This is a genomic window from Lysobacter sp. CA199 (assembly GCF_052078715.1).
Classification (GTDB): domain Bacteria; phylum Pseudomonadota; class Gammaproteobacteria; order Xanthomonadales; family Xanthomonadaceae; genus Lysobacter.
In genome coordinates this window covers 27393-43169 of sequence record NZ_JBQJIL010000005.1, presented here as the reverse complement: position 1 = coordinate 43169, position 15777 = coordinate 27393, and the positions used below count along the sequence as shown (strand labels likewise).

The window sequence follows — 15777 nt, the reverse complement described above, 5'->3', positions numbered from 1 at the left end:
TCGTCCCGGCTCGATCGAGCCAGCTCTGATGAGCTTCCAACAGGACGAACTTCATGAATGCGGTGCCCTCCCCAGCTTCCAGCAAGCAAGATCTGATCCAGCAAGCCGAGCAGCTGTCCGCCGACGTCACGCGCCCGATCCCCGGCTCGCGCAAGATCTACGTGCAAGGTTCGCGCGCGGACCTGCAGGTGCCGATGCGCGAGATCGAACTGGCGCGCACGCCGACCATTTTCGGCGGCGAAGACAACGTGCCGCTGGCCGTGTACGACACCTCCGGCGTCTACACCGACGCGGGCGCGGTGATCGATCTGGCCTCGGGGCTGGCGCCGTTGCGCGCGGCCTGGATCGCCGAACGCGGCGACACCGAAGCGTTGACCGGCTTGTCCTCGCAGTTCGGCCGTCAGCGCGAGCACGACCCCAAGCTGGCGCACGTGCGTTTCGGCAGCCGGCCGTTGCCGCGCCGCGCGATCGGCAGCGCCAACGTCACCCAGATGCACTACGCGCGCCGCGGCATCGTCACGCCGGAAATGGAATACATCGCGATCCGCGAGAACCAGCGCCTGGAGTCGATCCGCGAAGCGCATCTGCTCAACCAGCATCCCGGCCAGAGCTTCGGCGCGAACATCCAGAAGATCATCACCCCCGAATTCGTCCGCGACGAAGTCGCGCGCGGCCGCGCGATCATCCCGAACAATATCAATCATCCCGAAAGCGAGCCGATGATCATCGGCCGCAACTTCCTGACCAAGGTCAACGCGAACATCGGCAATTCCGCGGTGTCCTCGGGCATCGCCGAGGAAGTGGAGAAGCTGGTGTGGTCGATGCGCTGGGGCGCGGACACGGTCATGGACCTGTCGACCGGCAAGCACATCCACGAAACCCGCGAATGGATCATCCGCAACTCGCCGGTGCCGATCGGTACGGTGCCGATCTATCAGGCGCTGGAGAAGGTCGACGGCCGCGCCGAGGAGCTCAACTGGGAGATCTTCCGCGACACCTTGATCGAGCAGGCCGAGCAGGGCGTGGATTACTTCACCATCCATGCCGGCGTGTTGCTGCGCTACGTGCCGCTGACCGCAAAGCGCGTGACCGGCATCGTCTCGCGCGGCGGCTCGATCCTGGCCAAGTGGTGCCTGGCGCATCACAAGGAAAATTTCCTCTACACCCACTTCGAAGACATCTGCGAAATCATGAAGGCCTACGACGTGGCCTTTTCGCTCGGCGATGGCCTGCGTCCGGGTTCGATCGCCGACGCCAACGACGCGGCGCAGTTCGGCGAGCTGGAAACCCTGGGCGAGTTGACCAAGATCGCCTGGAAGCATGATGTGCAGACCATGATCGAGGGCCCCGGCCACGTGCCGATGCAGCTCATCAAGGAAAACATGGACAAGCAGCTCGAGGTCTGCGGCGAAGCGCCGTTCTACACCTTGGGCCCGCTGACCACCGACATCGCGCCGGGTTACGACCACATCACCAGCGCGATCGGCGCGGCGATGATCGGCTGGTTCGGCACCGCGATGCTGTGCTACGTCACGCCCAAGGAACACCTGGGCCTGCCGAACAAGCACGACGTGCGCGAAGGCCTGATGGCGTACAAGATCGCCGCGCACGCGGCCGATCTGGCCAAGGGCCATCCGGGCGCGCAGGCGCGCGACAACGCGATGAGCAAGGCGCGCTTCGAATTCCGCTGGGAGGATCAGTTCAATCTGGGCCTGGACCCGGAGCGCGCTCGCGAGTATCACGACGAGACGTTGCCGAAAGACGCGCACAAGGTCGCCCACTTCTGCTCGATGTGCGGCCCGCACTTCTGCTCGATGAAGATCACCCAGGACGTGCGCGAGTACGCCAAGGAACACGGCGTGGAAGAGATCGCGGCGCTCGACGAGGGCATGGCCGAGAAGGCCGCCGAGTTCCGTGCGCAGGGCGCCGAGGTGTATCGACGGGCGTAAGAGCAAGCCCAGAGGCGAGCGTAGGAGCGGCGCGAGCCGCGACCGCGCGACCTCGGGCTTGCGGCGGTCGCTGGGCGCCGCGATTCGCGGTCGCGGCTCGCGCCGCTCCTACAAGGGGCGGCCGCGGCGACGAAGAAACGTGAGAAGCCAGACAAAGCCGGGCATGCTTGTGCCCGGCTTTCTTTTTTCCCAACCCTCAGCGCCCGGTTCCGTCCCATGACCAACTACGCTTCCCTCAAGTGGCGCGTCCTCGCACGCCGTCACCCGTCCGCTTTTCTGCTGGCGGCGCAGTTGCTGAGCATGCTGGCTTATCCGTTGTTCGAACCCGGCGGCCACGGGCGAGTGGTGTTCGGCGCGTTCGGCGTGCTGGTGCTGGCGCTGGCGGTGTGGGTGGTCAATCGCAGCCCGGCGATCAAGTGGATCGCCTGGATCATCGCGGTGCCGGCGTTCGTCTCGTCGGTGCTGTCGGTGCTGATCGACAGCCCGGGCCTGCTGGTGCTGTCTTCGGCGTTGGAAGCGGCGCTGTATTTCTACGCGGCCGGCGCGCTGATCGCCTACATGATGAGCGACCACAAGGTCACTGCGGACGAGTTGTTCGCTGCCGGGGCGACGTTCACTCTCTTGGCCTGGGGCTTCGCCTACGCGTTCCTGGTCTGCCAGGCGTGGTATCCGGGCAGTTTCGTCGGCGCCGAGCGGCCCGGCGAGCCGCGCACCTGGATCGAACTGCTGTTTCTGAGTTTCACCAACCTGTCGGCGGTCGGCCTGGGCGACATCCTGCCGATGAGCCCGGCCGCGCGCGTGCTGACCATGTTCGAGCAGTTCGCCGGGGTCGGCTATGTCGCCGCGGTGGTGTCGCGCCTGATCGGCCTGACCATGCTGCGGCATGAACGGCGCTGAAACGGATCGGAGCTGATATCGCGGCGGGTTACACATAAATACACGCTTTTCAGCGTGTTTTGGAACGATACGTTTCAGCTTTTCAGCGCATCCGAAGCTGCCTGCGACGCTTGAACAGGCACGGCTCAGCCTCGCGGACGCTAGAATAGCGGCTAGAACAAGAAGCACAGGCGCGCTTTCCCGATCGCGCCGTCGCGCCATGCCGGATATGTCGGTTTGTCGTTCTTGTGGCCTATGCGTTCAGGCACATGACCGGCATTGGGCAAGTGCGCACCATTAGCAGGATTCATGCCGCGACTCCATGAGCCATCGACGCCGCCCTTGCCCGCCGAACATCTGCGGGTAGGCGATTGCGTGGTCGACATCCCCTTGCGCGAGATCCGCGCGCCGGGGGCGCGTCGGCCGCGCCGGATCACGCCCAAGTGCATGGGCGTGCTGCTGGTGTTGGTCGAACATGCCGATCGCGTGGTCAGCCGCGATGCCTTGCTCGCCGAGGTCTGGCCCGACACGTTGCCGACCGACGATGTGGTCACTCAGGCGGTGACGCAGCTGCGCAAGGCCTTCGACGAAGACCGCGGCAATCCGCGCTACATCGAAACCATCGCCAAGAACGGCTACCGGTTGCTGGCCCAGGTCGAGTGGCTGACCCCGGCCACGACGCCGACGCACGAGGCTGGGGCGGCGGCGGATCGGGAAATCGCCGGTCACAGCGTCGACGCGCTTCCGGTCGACGAGCATCTCGATCCGGTGCCGTTGCCGATCCGGCCGCGCCCGCGCGGCACCTGGCGTTCGATCGTCGGCGCGATCGCGACGGTGGTGGTGCTGGTCGGCCTGCTGGTGTGGTGGTCGCTGGCGCGGCTACCGCACATGGCGGGGCCCGTGGCCGCCCCGGTCGACCCGGCGCGGGTGGCCAACGCGGCTCGGCCGTATCGGCTGATCACCTCGATGCCGGGCTTCGAACTCGCGCCGACGCTGTCGCCCGATGCGGCGCTGGTGGCGTACGTGGCGGTCCCCGAAGGCCAGCACGGCACCGCGATCCTGGTGCAGACCACCGACCAGACCCCGCCGCGGCAGCTGACCCGCCCCAGCGGCCTGGCCGAGGACAGCGCGCCGGCGTGGTCGCCGGACGGACGTTCGATCGCCTTCCTGCGGGTGGAGCCCAGCGTGTCGTGCAAGGTGCTGATGGTCGCGGCCAACGGCGGCGCCGAACGCGAGATCGGCGATTGCGACCCGCGCAGCCCGCCGACCTTCGAATGGACCCCGGACGGCCGCGGCCTGATCTTCGGCAGCATGCTCACTGGGCAGGGACTGGTCGGCATGCGAGTGCTCGATCTGGCCAGCGGGGAATGGCGCGCGGTGCCGTACCGCCCTGGCGTCGGCAACGTCGACCTGTCGCCGCGGTTCTCGCCGGACGGTCGCTGGATCGTGTTCCTGCGCAACAACCCGCAAGGCGATTTCTGGCGCCTGCCGGCCGAGGGCGGCAGCGCCGAGCGGCTCAGCCAGCTCAGCGCCGACGTGCGCGGCTGGGACTGGCTGCCCGACAGCCGCAGCATCCTGTTCGGCCGGATGATCGACGGCGATACCCGCATGTTCCGCCTGGACCTGGAAACCGGCCAGGCCCGCGACCTGGGCATCGAATCGGCGCAGGCCCCGGCGGTCGCCGCGGCCTTCGTCCAGCGCAAGCCGTACTTCGGCCTGTTCCGGGTGGTGCTGGGCGATACCTCCAAGGGCGCGGTGCACGTGGTCGACCCGCTGTTCCCGTCCTCGGCGCGCGACATGCTGCCGATGGTGGCGCCGGACGGACGCCAGATCGTGTTCTTCTCCGACCGCTCCGGCAGCAACCACCTGTGGTGGGCGGATCTGGACCAGCCCGACTCGCTGCGGATGCTGCAGGGCCTGCAGCCGGGCACGCGCTACCCCGCGTCCTGGTCGGCCGACAGCAGCCGGGTCACCGTGGTCGGCCCCGACGGCGAAGGCCGCAACGTGGTCAGCGAAATCGTCCCGGCCAGCGGCAAGGTCACCCGCCTGCCGGTGCCGGTCGAAGAACCGCTGCAGGCGGTGCAATTGCCCGATCCGGGCAGGCTGTTGGTGCTGACCAGCACCGGCGAGGGGCGCCCGCGTCTGAATCTGTTCGATCGGGGGCGCGCACCCTGGGTCTTGATCGGGGCGGTCGAGGACGTCTCCCAAGTCCGGGTCGACGGCGCCCGCAACCGCCTGCTGTTCACCCGCCAGACCCAGGCCGGGTTGTGGCAGGCCGATCTGGCCCTGACTCCGTCCAGCGTGCGTCGCATCGACGACGCGGAACCCGTCTCCGAGCGTTACCGCCTGTGGGAAGTGGCGACCCAGACCGGCGAGTTGCGCTACCTGGATCAGCAGCCGACCTGCCTGGTCTTGCTGCGCCGGATCGCAACCCCGGACGCCCCGCCTTCGGTGCTGTGCCTGGACCAGAGCCGGCGCTCAGCGCCCAACGGATTCAGCCTGAGCCCGCGCGGTGACGTGGTGTATTTGTCGCTGGCCAAGTGGGACGGCGCCGATATCGGTTACATGGAACTGCCCGAGGAGCCCAAGACTTTCGTCCCAGGCTGGCTCAACTGATTGATTTTTATTGAAAAATGTCTTTCGGAAAAGCTTCGGTTGTGACGTCGTTCCGAATTCGTCTAACTCTCCGTCAAATTTCCGGCAGCGGGTTCGTTGCTCAGGCAAATAAAAACCTCATTCCCCGCACATGAGGTGGACCAATGGAGCAAGCATTGTGGGCCGATCGCGGACAGCTGCTGCAGCTGGACGCGCAGGATCTGTCCGTTCAGGCAAGTTGCGTCGGCGTCTCGCGACTGGGCAGCGCTCAGTTGTCCGGTACTCACTTCTCGATCTGGGTGCAGCTGCGCGGCAGCTCATGGGTCGAGGCCAAAGAGGGCAAGTTCCGACTCAAGCGTGGTGACTGGATCGCGTTCGAGCGCGACTCCAAGCCGGTCCTGCAGGCCGACCGTTATGGCGTGTGCATCGGCATGAACCTGACCGCCGACGCGATCAAGTCCATGGCCCGGCTCGCCGACAGCAGCCTCTACGCCGGCCGCGGCCGTATGAGCCGCCACGACGCCCGCATCGCCCTGCGCCTGTGGCGTCAGGCCCACGCCCGCAACGGCGAGGCCGACACCGGTTTCGACATCAACGCCCTGCGTCCGATCCTGTTGCATCTGGCCGGCGTCCAGCGCGAGCTGACCGCGCGCATCCAGCGTTGCCCGGGCCGTTCGCGCAGCCGCAAGCGCCAGGTGTTCGGCCGTCTGCAACGCGCCCGTCTGTACCTGGAAGGCAACTGCGACCGGGTCGTGCGGATCAGCGAACTGGCCGAACTGACCAGTTTCTCGAGCTGGTACTTCTCCAAGACCTTCCACAGCCTGTACGAAGAAAGCCCGCAGGCCGCTTCGGCGCGCATGCGCCTGGAGCACGCGGCGGATCTGTTGAAGAACACCTCGATGATGATCGGCGAAGTCGCCGCCGCCAGCGGTTTCGACAACTGCTGCAGCTTCGCTCGCGCCTTCCGCGCCCGTTTCGGCACCTCGGCCACGCGTTACCGCAGCGCCGCGGCCAGCGCCAAGCTGGAATCGGCCAAGCAGGCCGCATTGCCGCCGATGCGCAAGCTGGCGATGGCGAGCTGACCGAGCCGACAGGCGAACCGTCCGGGACGAAAGCCTTACGAAACTTCCGAACGGCGAGCCGAAAGATTCGAACGAGACACCGCAACACTCAAGTCTGACCGTTCCACCGCAACACCCTGGCGCCAGCCGTACGCCACCTGCCTGATCCCCCGCGCAGCGCGTACCCGCCAGCCTCCCCCGTGTTCTGTTCCAAGTTCCGATGAAGACCGCCGAGGTTCCCACTGCGCGCCCGCGCGCAGCGGAGCCTCGGCGCCGGCGGGCCGCTGCGACGCGACGCGCCTGCAACCGCGAGGTCTTTTGTGGGAGTGCCTTCAGGCCCGACGCTGTTCGATCGGAAGTATCGAAACCATCGCCTGACCAAACCGCGGCTCACGACGCGCCGCGCAACCGCGAGGTCTTTGTGGGAGGGCCTTCAGCCCGACGCTGTTCGATCGGAAGTATCGAAACCATCGCCTGACCAAACCGCGGCTCACGACGCGCCGCGCAACGGCGAGGTCTTTTGTGGGAGGGCCTTCAGGCCCGACGCTGTTCGATCAAGGGCGCCGAAACCGCGTAACGGACTAAATCATAGGGCTGCCCGCCATCGGTCGCGACCACGCTCATTCGCGTCTTTCGCGCACGAGCGTGCATCGATCCGAATGCGCGATCGCATCGATGCGCGACCGACGATCGATACGATGCAAAGCGCGAAACCCGATTCGGCAAATGCCCGTCGATGTTTTCGCAAAGTCGCCGCAACCTCGGATCGCGACGCATCGACTGAATGCGCGATCGGTCAAAAATACCGCGAATACATCACGTTTCAGGGGCGCTGCGCGATTCCTACTGTGACGTGACTCCAACCGCGAGGGCCGATTCGGCAAAACCTCCCGGCGTCACCCGCAAAGCAGCATCGACTCATCGAACGTAATTTTGCAGGGCGTTTTAACACGCCCATAACGAGATTACTGGAGAGAGATAGATGAACCATCGCAGTCTGCGCCCCGCGGCGCGGTACGGCTTGCTGCCGTCCGCCATCGCTGCGGCGTTAGTGTCCGCTCTGGTACCGGCGATTGCCGGCGCCCAGGAAGCGGATGCCTCCAACACCACCACCACTCTCGACCGCATCGAAGTCACCGGTTCGCGCATCCGTCAGGCGAGCCTGGAAACTTCGCAGCCGGTCGTGACGATGACCCGTGCCGAGATCCAGAAGCAAGGCTTCACCAGCGTCGCCGACATCGTCCAGAACATCACCGCCACCGGTTCGCCGGCGATCTCGCGCGCCACCGCGCTGGCGTCGGGCGAGAACGTGGGCGGCCAGTACGTCGACCTGCGTAACCTCGGCCCCGAGCGCACCCTGGTGCTGATCGACGGCAAGCGCATGGGCATCACCTCGTCGGGTTATTCCGATCTGGCCTCGATCCCCAGTTCGATCGTCGAGCGCATCGAAGTCCTCACCGACGGCGCTTCGGCCCTGTACGGTTCCGACGCGATCGCCGGCGTGGTCAACATCATCACCCGCAAGCGCTTCGACGGTCTGGAAGGCAGCGCCTACCTGGGTCAGTACGGCCAGGGCGACGGCAACAAAGAGGTCTACAACTTCGTCATCGGCCAGACCGGTGAGCGCGGTTCGGTGACCTTGGGTGCCGAGTACAGCAAGGAAGATCCGGTGTACGCCAAGGATCGTGCGTTCACGCGCTATCCGAACGGCCGTTACCACCAGTTCCCGACCGCCGACGATACCGCCGGCTGGAGCGCGATCAATCAGTGGGGCACGCTGATCGATGATCGTGGCACCCCGGACAACGGCGACGACGACATCGCCCTGACCGCCAACCGCGGCGCGACCAACACCAAGAACCTCGGCAATCTGCACGAAACCGGTTTGGCCGACATGACCAATCCGAACGAACAGATGTTCCTGTCGACCGGCCTCAAGCGCCGTTCGGTGTTCGCCAACGCCGAGTTCGACATCACCGACAATCTGCGCGCCAAGGCCGACGTTCTGTACACCGATCGCGAAGCCCTGCAGCAGATCGCCGGCTATCCGTTCCGTTCGACCGGCTTCGACCGCTTCGGCCGTCTGCCGCTGGCCGCCCAGAACGAGTTCAATCCGCTCGGCCGCGACGCCGACTTCTTCCGCCGTGGCTGGGAAGTGCCGCGTCAGACCAAGTCCGAGCTGACCACTTACCGCTTCAGCGGCGGCCTGGAAGGTTCCTTCGAACTCGCCGGCAAGACCTGGGACTGGGACGCCAGCTACCTGTACAACCAGAACAAGGGCGTCAAGACCGGCACCGGCAACCTGTTCCTGCCGAACGCGCTCAAGGCGCTGGGCCCGAACTACGTCGACGCGGCCACCGGCCAGATCCGCTGCGGCACCGCCGCCGCGCCGGTCGCCGGCTGCCTGCCGTGGAACCCGCTGCTTGGACCGGACGTCACCAACAGCCCGTACGCGCTGAGCAATCCGGAACTGCAGAAGTACCTGTATCTGCCGACCCACGACACCTCGACCACCGAGACCCAGGTCTACAGCCTGAACCTCAGCGGCGTGCTGGCTACGCTGCCGGCGGGCGATCTGGGTATCGCGGCCGGTTACGAGCACCGCAAGGAAACCGCCGAGTACTCGCCCGACGCGCTGCTGCAGTCCGGTCTGACCACCGACCTGGCCGGCGCCGCGACCAAGGGCGGCTACTCGCTCGACGAGTTCTACGTCGAACTCGCCGTGCCGGTGCTGTCGGATGTGACCTTCGCGAAGGAACTGTCGTTCAACCTCGCCGGCCGTTACTCCGACTACGACACCTTCGGCGACACCACCAACGGCAAGTTCAGCCTGAAGTGGAAGCCGATCGACGACCTGCTGGTGCGCGGCACCTACGCGACGGGCTTCCGCGCCCCGACCGTGGCCGACCTGTACGGCGGCGTCAGCGAAAGCTTCGACAACTACACCGATCCGTGCGACACGCTGTTCGGTTCGGCCGTGCGCAACCCGCAGGTCGCGGGCCGTTGCGGCGGTCTGCCGGCGAACTTCCGTCAGGCCGCGTCCGGCGGCAAGCCGGCGACCGGTCCGAACGCGCAGTCCGACAGCTCGTTCCTGTCGGGTTCCAACTCGCAGCTGATGCCGGAAACCTCGAAGTCGACCACCGTGGGTTTCGTGTACAGCCCGAGCTGGTTCAACGGCTTCGACATCAGCCTGGACTGGTGGAAGATCAAGATCGAAGACGTGATCGCGGCTGAGACCGTCACCTCGATCCTGAACAACTGCTACGTGCTCGGCATCGATTCGGCCTGCAACCGCTTCACCCGCAACGCCAAGGGCCAGGTCAACAACGTGACCCGCACCCTGATCAACGGCGGCTACCAGGAAACCGCGGGTTACGACCTGGGCATCACCTACCGTCTGACCGATACCCGCTTCGGCAACTTCGGCTTCACCTGGAAGACGACCTACGTCGATTACTCCGAGTACAAGCGCGACAACGAGTCCACGACTCCCGTCGAGCAGCGCACCGGTTGGGTCGCCGACGGCGTGTCGAACTTCCGCGTGCGTTCGAACTTCAACGCCGACTGGAGCCGCGGCGACTTCGGCGCGAGCTGGGGCATCCGTTACTACGGCGGCCTGAAGGAAGAGTGCGCGTACGACCTGGAAGGCGGTCCGGAGTGCAACAACCCGAACTACCGTTCCGCGTACAAGGGCGCGGTGCCGCTGCGCGAAGTGGGCAGCAACACCTTCCACGACGTGCAGGTGCGTTACAACACTCCGTGGAACGCCACCGTGGCGCTGGGCGCGAACAACGTGTTCGACCACATCGGCCAGACCATGTACAGCCAGCCGAACAGCAGCTTCGCCTACAACGGCAGCTTCGACATCGGCCGCTTCGTGTACATGAAGTACACCCAGCGCTTCTGATAAGAAGTCGGATGTAATGCGATACGACTACGGCCCCGAAAGGGGCCGTAGTTTTTCGTATGGGTATCGGTATCGGTACCGGTGCGGGTGTCGGTGCCGGGCCGATGCCGACGAGATGCCGAACGAGATGCGAGGGGCCGCAAGTCTTTTGTGGGAGGGGCTTCAGCCCCGACAGGCGAAGCGGTGCGGTGCATGAAGCGATGTGGCGATCGGAACCAGTCGGGGCTCAAGCCCCTCCCACAAAAGACCTCGGGGCTCAAGCCATTCCACAAAAGACCCCCTGCCCACAAACGAAAGGCCGCCCGAGGGCGGCCTTTCGTGATGCGATTGCGCCATCCGCGATGCGATCAGAAGTTCGGCTTCTCGACTTCGGCCGCGTAACGCTCGATCGACTCGAGCAGGATCTTCTTGGCTTCCTCGGCGTTGCCCCAACCGTCGAGCTTGACCCACTTGCCCTTCTCCAGGTCCTTGTAGTGCTCGAAGAAGTGGCCGATGCGCTCGAGCCAGTGCGGGCTGACCTGATCGATGTCGTTGATGTGGCTGTAACCGGCGAACACCTTGTCGACCGGCACGGCCAGGATCTTCTCGTCGCCGCCGGCCTCGTCGACCATGCGCAGCACGCCGACCGGACGGCAGCGGATCACCGAGCCGGGGATCAGCGGCAGCGGCAGCACCACCAGCACGTCGGCCGGGTCGCCGTCGCCGCAGACGGTGTGGGGGACGTAGCCGTAGTTGCAGGGGTAGCGCATCGGGGTCGAGAGAATGCGGTCGACGAAGATCGCGCCGGAGGCCTTGTCGACCTCGTACTTGACCGGCTCGGCGTCCTTCGGGATTTCGATGATGACGTTGAGCTCGTGCGGCGGATTCTTGCCGGTGGGAACGAGGTCCAGACCCATGTGTGCTCCGACTGCTGAGGCCCGCGAAAGCGGGCCGGATGAAAGAAAGGGGTGGGGCATTCTACGCGGCCGGCTGTTGCATTGCAGCACACGCGGTCGGCCGCGCCCGGCCGGGCCGGGGTGGGACGTAAATGTCCAATCGTCGGTAAAGCCGCGCCTTCGTGCGCCGATCGGCGGCGAATCGCGCGTCAGCGGGCCGGCCGAGCCGGCCCGGTCCGGGCCGTATCCAAAAGCGTCAAGGCACCGTCCAATGCCCGCGCGGCGAGTTCGGCGCGAGCGGCTTGCCGCGGGTTGCTTACGGTGTTAATTCTGCATTTAGATCGATACAAATGCGGGGGCGGGGATGCAGTGGTGGGAGCATGTACAGCAGGAGTTGGTCGGGTTCTTCGGCCTGGGGGCCTTGCTGCAGTTGTTGGCCGAGCGCGGCTACCGGGCGCTGCTCAGCGCCGACGGTGCCGCGGCGCTGCTGTACCCGGTCATCCCGTTCCTGCTGGTCTACGAACTGCTGCGCACCGTGGCCGCGCGCCAGTTCAAGCTTGAGGACTACAAGCTGCCGTTCCTGACCATGCTGGCCAACCGGCTGATCGGGGCGTTCTTGACCTTCGGCGTGGTGACCCTGTGCATCGGCTTGTTCCAGCCTTATGCGCCGTTCCAGGTGGGCATCAGCGTGCACGGGCTGATTTACGGCTATCTGGTCTGGGAGTTCGCTCATTTCGTCTATCACTACCTCGCCCACAAGGTGCGATTGCTGTGGTGTCTGCATTCGACCCACCACGCGCCGGTGGCGATGAATCTGTCGGTCAACTACGCGCATTTGTTCCTGGAGGCGCCGTACGCCGACTTCGTGCGCACCACGATCTGCATCCTGGCCGGCGTCGAGCCGCCGCTGTTGTTGCTGATGATGTTCATCGACGGCTTGTGGGGGCAGTTCATCCATCTGGGCGAACACGCGCTCAAGGACGGGCGGCTGGGGTTCCTGCACCGGATCATCCTCACCCCGGCGCACCATCGCGTGCATCACGCGCGCAACGCGGTCTACATGGATACCAACTTCTGCAATCTGCTCAATGTCTGGGACCGCGTGTTCCGTACCTACCAACCGCAGCGCGACGACATCCGGATCGAGTACGGCATCACCCGGCCGATGAAGCCCGGCAGTTTTCTCGATGCCTACCTCGGCGAGTTTCATGCGCTCGCACGCGACGTCGCGGCCGCGCCGGGGCTGCGTAACAAACTGCTGTACCTGGCGATGCCGCCGGGCTGGAGTCACGACGGCGAACACAAGACGGCCGAAGTCACCAAGCGTGCCTGGTTGGCGCAGCAGGGGACACCATGAAGGGCTGGACGATCGCGCTGGCGCTCGCGGCCGTATCGCTGTTGCCCCTGCACGCGGGCGAGGCCGCGCGAACCAATCTCGCCTTGCATCGCCCGATCACCGGTTCGGCGATCTGCAAGCCCGGCGAGGAGGCTTCGAAGGCGGTCAACGGCTTGCTCGCCAGCAAGACCCACGACAAATTCTGTTCGCTGCAGCGGCCGGCCTGGTTGCGCATCGATCTGCAGTCCGAACGCACACTGCATGGCTTCACCCTGAAACACGCGCAGGCCGGCGGTGAGGCGGCGGCGATGAATACGCGCGCGTTCGCGCTGTCGGTCTCGCGCGATGGCGTGAGCTGGCGGCAAGTGGCCAAGGTCGACGACAACGTCGAGGGCGTCAGCGTGCACCGCATCGCTGCGACCCGGGCGCGCTACGTGCGCTTGGACGTGAGCCAACCGGCGCAGGATGCCGCCGATCCGGCGACCCGCATCTACGAACTCGAAGCGTGGTGATAGCGCCCGGCGTCGGTCGAACGCAGGCCGCGCGCCAGCCCTGGGGCCGACCCTAGCTTGGGTACGCCCTAGCTTGGTTGGGGCCATACGTCTGCGTATCTAGGAGGTTCGCACTCCGTCCATCGCAGGCTTGCCATGTCCGTACAGCTCGACGCTACTCGCTCCGCGCCGCCGCCGGCCGACACCTATTGGGACAACCCGGTCGCCGCCGACCCGAATCGTCTGGTCGAGCCGCAGCCGCCGCTGGTCGCCGATCCGGCGATCCAGGTCGCGCCGCCGCAGCGTCCGGCCATCGACGATGCGGTCGCGATCGACGGCACCGACACCAATCCGCAGCAGCGCACGCAGGGCCGGACTCCCGACGGCAAGACCATCCAGATCGACCCCTTGCATCAGGGCACCGAGGTCTCGATCGCGCGCGAGCAGACCCTGGCCGACGCCGGCTTCGGCCGCCAATACGTCAGCACCGATCAGGTCGTGCTCAGCACCGGCGCCAAGAACGACGACGTGCGCATCGCTCAGCGCGACGACGGCACCCTGGACGTCGGCATCAACGGCGAGAAATACGAAGTGCGCCTGGGCGAGAACCAGGAGCTCACCATCCGCAGCGGCGCCGGCAACGACACCATCAATGTCGCGTCCAACGTCAAGGTCAACATCGTCGTCGACGGCGGCGCCGGCGACGACAAGATCGCCACCGGCGCAGGCAACGACCGCATCGACGGCGGCGCGTGCAACGATGAGATCAGCACCGGCGACGGCCGCGACGATCTGTTCGGCAACAGCGGCGCCGACCGCCTCGATGCCGGCAACGGCGACGACGTGGTCTATGGCGGCGACGGCGCCGACCGCTTGGCCGGCGGCGACGGCGTGGACTTCCTCGAAGGCGGCAAGGGCAACGACACGCTCGAAGGCGGCGCAGGCAAGGACATGCTGTCCGGCGGCGTGGACGACGACACCCTGCGCGGCGGCGAAGGCGACGATTCGGTCTATACCGGAGCGGGCAAGGACACGGTCGATAACCAATCCGGCAACGACGACGTCTACGCGCAGACCGCAGCCGATCTGATCAGCGCCGCGACCGGCGCCAAGAACACCGTCATCAACGTCGAGATCAGCGCCAGCAAGGGTGTGACCATCGAAGGCTCGGACGCGTTCAAGCAGCGCGTCGGCGCCGAGATCGATTTCCTGCGCAGCTCGCCCAACGGCCAACAGATGCTGGCCGAGTTCGACAAGGCCGCCGCGCGCGGCAACACCGTGACGATCAAGGAACTGTCGAACGAACAAAACGGCTACGCCCAGACCTTCAGCAACGACGCCGACATCGTGAACGGCAAGCCGGGGCAGGGCGGCGACGTGCAGATCAGCTACAACCCTTCGTTCCACATGGCCGAATTCCCGGCACCGGTGGTAGTGCTGTATCACGAGATGTCGCACGCCTATAACGGCGTCACCGGCACCTTCCAGCAGGGCACTTATCGCGGCACCGGTCCGGACAACGGTCAGGTGCCCAATGCCGAACGCCAGGCGGTGGGCCTGGAGACCAGCGCGCCGGCCTACGACTTCGACGGCGATCCCGCCACGCCCAAGACCACGGCCAATCCCGATCATCTGACCGAGAACGGCCTGCGCGGCGAACTCGGCCTGCCGGATCGCCCGAGCTATACGCTCTGAGTCCGCCCGTCACCGAGCTAAGGGGAGCCTGAAGGCAGCCCGCGTTCATCGCGGGCTGCCTTCGCTTTGTTTATGGTGGCTGCGCGGTGGCTGCGAGATTGCGAGCCACCGCATTGCCGAGAGGTTTTTTGTGGGAGGGGCTTGAGCCCCGACGCTGTTCGATCCGACGCGACGACCTGAAGACAGCGTCGACCCCTCGCACAAAAGTTTTCGGAGCATTCGCTGGCCATGATTGAGCGGCGCCATCGGACCACGGCATTCGTCATTCGTGTTACCGCTTCAACCATTGGAGTCGCGGCATGAAATCCAACCACTCGATGTCCCGTCTGCGCACCGTGCTGCTGGCCGCATTGGCCGTGATCTCGCCGTCTTCCTTCGCAGCGGAGCCCGCCATGTCAGCTTCCACACCCGCAGGCGCGAAGACCCAAGTGCAAGGCCAAACCGCTGCGTTGGAGGCGGCCTTCGCCTACAATCCGGCCAAGCGCGTGCTGCAAGTGGATTACACGCTGCGCAATACCGGCACGCGGGCGCTGGCGGTGTTCGATCGCGGTAACCGCCATGAGGTGAGCATCGGCCGCCAGAAGCTGGGAGCGATCGCGTCGCCGGCTTGGAAGGCGACCGGCGATGACCTCGAGCTGTCCCATATCGCCGCGCCGCTGCCCGATCCCGGACCGATCTCGCCGCCGTCGCCGCTGGCGCTGGAAATCAAGGCGGGCGGCGAACTGCGTGGAGCTTTTCGGTTCTCGGTGATCGGCAGCATCGCGCCGAAGCGGTTGCGCTGGTGCCTTGGGGTCATGCCGTTGGAACCGGCGTACTTCGACTCGCCCAGTCAAACCGACGCGGGACAGATCTGGCGCGCGTCGTTCGCCGCCGCCGGCGAGCAGGACAAACTGTGCACGGCGTGGTTCGACATCGCGCGTAATGCGTTCGAGCCATGACGTCGCGGCCACCGCCATCGCCCATCCACGGCAGCCCCTGTAGGAGCGACGCGA

The 15777-nt window shown here is 65.8% G+C and carries 11 protein-coding genes; 10 read left to right on the top strand and 1 reads right to left on the bottom strand.

Annotated elements, in window-relative coordinates:
• The first annotated feature begins 53 nt into the window (after positions 1-53).
• From thiC to ACTOWJ_RS09680, 6 genes are all read left to right on the top strand, one after another.
• Complete coding sequence (thiC, locus tag ACTOWJ_RS09705; RefSeq protein WP_441334405.1) at positions 54-1949, top strand: phosphomethylpyrimidine synthase ThiC; 1896 nt, start codon at positions 54-56, stop codon at positions 1947-1949.
• Between the two features lie 216 nt (positions 1950-2165).
• Positions 2166-2846, top strand: coding sequence for an ion channel (locus ACTOWJ_RS09700; protein ID WP_441334404.1), 681 nt, complete (start codon positions 2166-2168; stop codon positions 2844-2846).
• 288 nt (positions 2847-3134) lie between these two features.
• On the top strand, positions 3135-5441 hold the full coding sequence (locus tag ACTOWJ_RS09695; RefSeq protein WP_441334403.1) for a winged helix-turn-helix domain-containing protein: 2307 nt from the start codon (positions 3135-3137) through the stop codon (positions 5439-5441).
• 143 nt (positions 5442-5584) lie between these two features.
• Entirely contained in the window at positions 5585-6502 is a 918-nt protein-coding gene (locus ACTOWJ_RS09690) for a helix-turn-helix domain-containing protein (RefSeq protein WP_441334402.1), read from the top strand.
• 638 nt (positions 6503-7140) lie between these two features.
• The gene (locus ACTOWJ_RS09685; RefSeq protein WP_441334401.1) at positions 7141-7338 is read left to right on the top strand and encodes a hypothetical protein; all 198 of its coding nucleotides are present in this window, start codon (positions 7141-7143) and stop codon (positions 7336-7338) included.
• A 125-nt stretch (positions 7339-7463) separates the two neighbouring features.
• Positions 7464-10388 (top strand): TonB-dependent receptor plug domain-containing protein, encoded by a 2925-nt coding sequence (locus ACTOWJ_RS09680; protein ID WP_441334400.1) that lies wholly within the window; start codon positions 7464-7466, stop codon positions 10386-10388.
• A 347-nt stretch (positions 10389-10735) separates the two neighbouring features.
• On the opposite strand, the gene ppa is transcribed toward ACTOWJ_RS09680, so the two are convergent.
• On the bottom strand, positions 10736-11284 hold the full coding sequence (gene ppa / locus ACTOWJ_RS09675) for an inorganic diphosphatase (RefSeq protein ID WP_441334399.1): 549 nt from the start codon (positions 11282-11284) through the stop codon (positions 10736-10738).
• A gap of 343 nt (positions 11285-11627) precedes the next feature.
• Between ppa and ACTOWJ_RS09670 the strand changes: the two genes are divergently transcribed.
• From ACTOWJ_RS09670 to ACTOWJ_RS09655, 4 genes are all read left to right on the top strand, one after another.
• Positions 11628-12620 carry a sterol desaturase family protein gene (locus ACTOWJ_RS09670; protein ID WP_441334398.1) on the top strand — a complete coding sequence of 331 codons (993 nt, stop codon included), beginning with the start codon at positions 11628-11630 and terminating at the stop codon, positions 12618-12620.
• Positions 12617-13111 carry a discoidin domain-containing protein gene (locus tag ACTOWJ_RS09665; RefSeq protein ID WP_441334397.1) on the top strand — a complete coding sequence of 165 codons (495 nt, stop codon included), beginning with the start codon at positions 12617-12619 and terminating at the stop codon, positions 13109-13111. Before ACTOWJ_RS09670 ends, ACTOWJ_RS09665 begins: the two co-directional genes overlap by 4 nt.
• Before the next feature lie 135 nt (positions 13112-13246).
• Positions 13247-14785 (top strand): M91 family zinc metallopeptidase, encoded by a 1539-nt coding sequence (locus ACTOWJ_RS09660; RefSeq protein ID WP_441334396.1) that lies wholly within the window; start codon positions 13247-13249, stop codon positions 14783-14785.
• Between the two features lie 299 nt (positions 14786-15084).
• Entirely contained in the window at positions 15085-15723 is a 639-nt protein-coding gene (locus ACTOWJ_RS09655) for a hypothetical protein (RefSeq protein ID WP_441334395.1), read from the top strand.
• Positions 15724-15777: the final 54 nt, after the last annotated feature.

Coding starts and splice junctions, on each gene's coding strand:
- ACTOWJ_RS09695 (WP_441334403.1), top strand. CDS start 3,135: ATGCCGCGACTCCATGAGCCATCGACGCCGCCCTTGCCCGCCGAACAT.
- ACTOWJ_RS09685 (WP_441334401.1), top strand. CDS start 7,141: ATGCGCGATCGCATCGATGCGCGACCGACGATCGATACGATGCAAAGC.
- ppa (WP_441334399.1), bottom strand. CDS start 11,284: ATGGGTCTGGACCTCGTTCCCACCGGCAAGAATCCGCCGCACGAGCTC.
- ACTOWJ_RS09655 (WP_441334395.1), top strand. CDS start 15,085: ATGAAATCCAACCACTCGATGTCCCGTCTGCGCACCGTGCTGCTGGCC.
- thiC (WP_441334405.1), top strand. CDS start 54: ATGAATGCGGTGCCCTCCCCAGCTTCCAGCAAGCAAGATCTGATCCAG.
- ACTOWJ_RS09665 (WP_441334397.1), top strand. CDS start 12,617: ATGAAGGGCTGGACGATCGCGCTGGCGCTCGCGGCCGTATCGCTGTTG.
- ACTOWJ_RS09690 (WP_441334402.1), top strand. CDS start 5,585: ATGGAGCAAGCATTGTGGGCCGATCGCGGACAGCTGCTGCAGCTGGAC.
- ACTOWJ_RS09680 (WP_441334400.1), top strand. CDS start 7,464: ATGAACCATCGCAGTCTGCGCCCCGCGGCGCGGTACGGCTTGCTGCCG.
- ACTOWJ_RS09670 (WP_441334398.1), top strand. CDS start 11,628: ATGCAGTGGTGGGAGCATGTACAGCAGGAGTTGGTCGGGTTCTTCGGC.
- ACTOWJ_RS09700 (WP_441334404.1), top strand. CDS start 2,166: ATGACCAACTACGCTTCCCTCAAGTGGCGCGTCCTCGCACGCCGTCAC.
- ACTOWJ_RS09660 (WP_441334396.1), top strand. CDS start 13,247: ATGTCCGTACAGCTCGACGCTACTCGCTCCGCGCCGCCGCCGGCCGAC.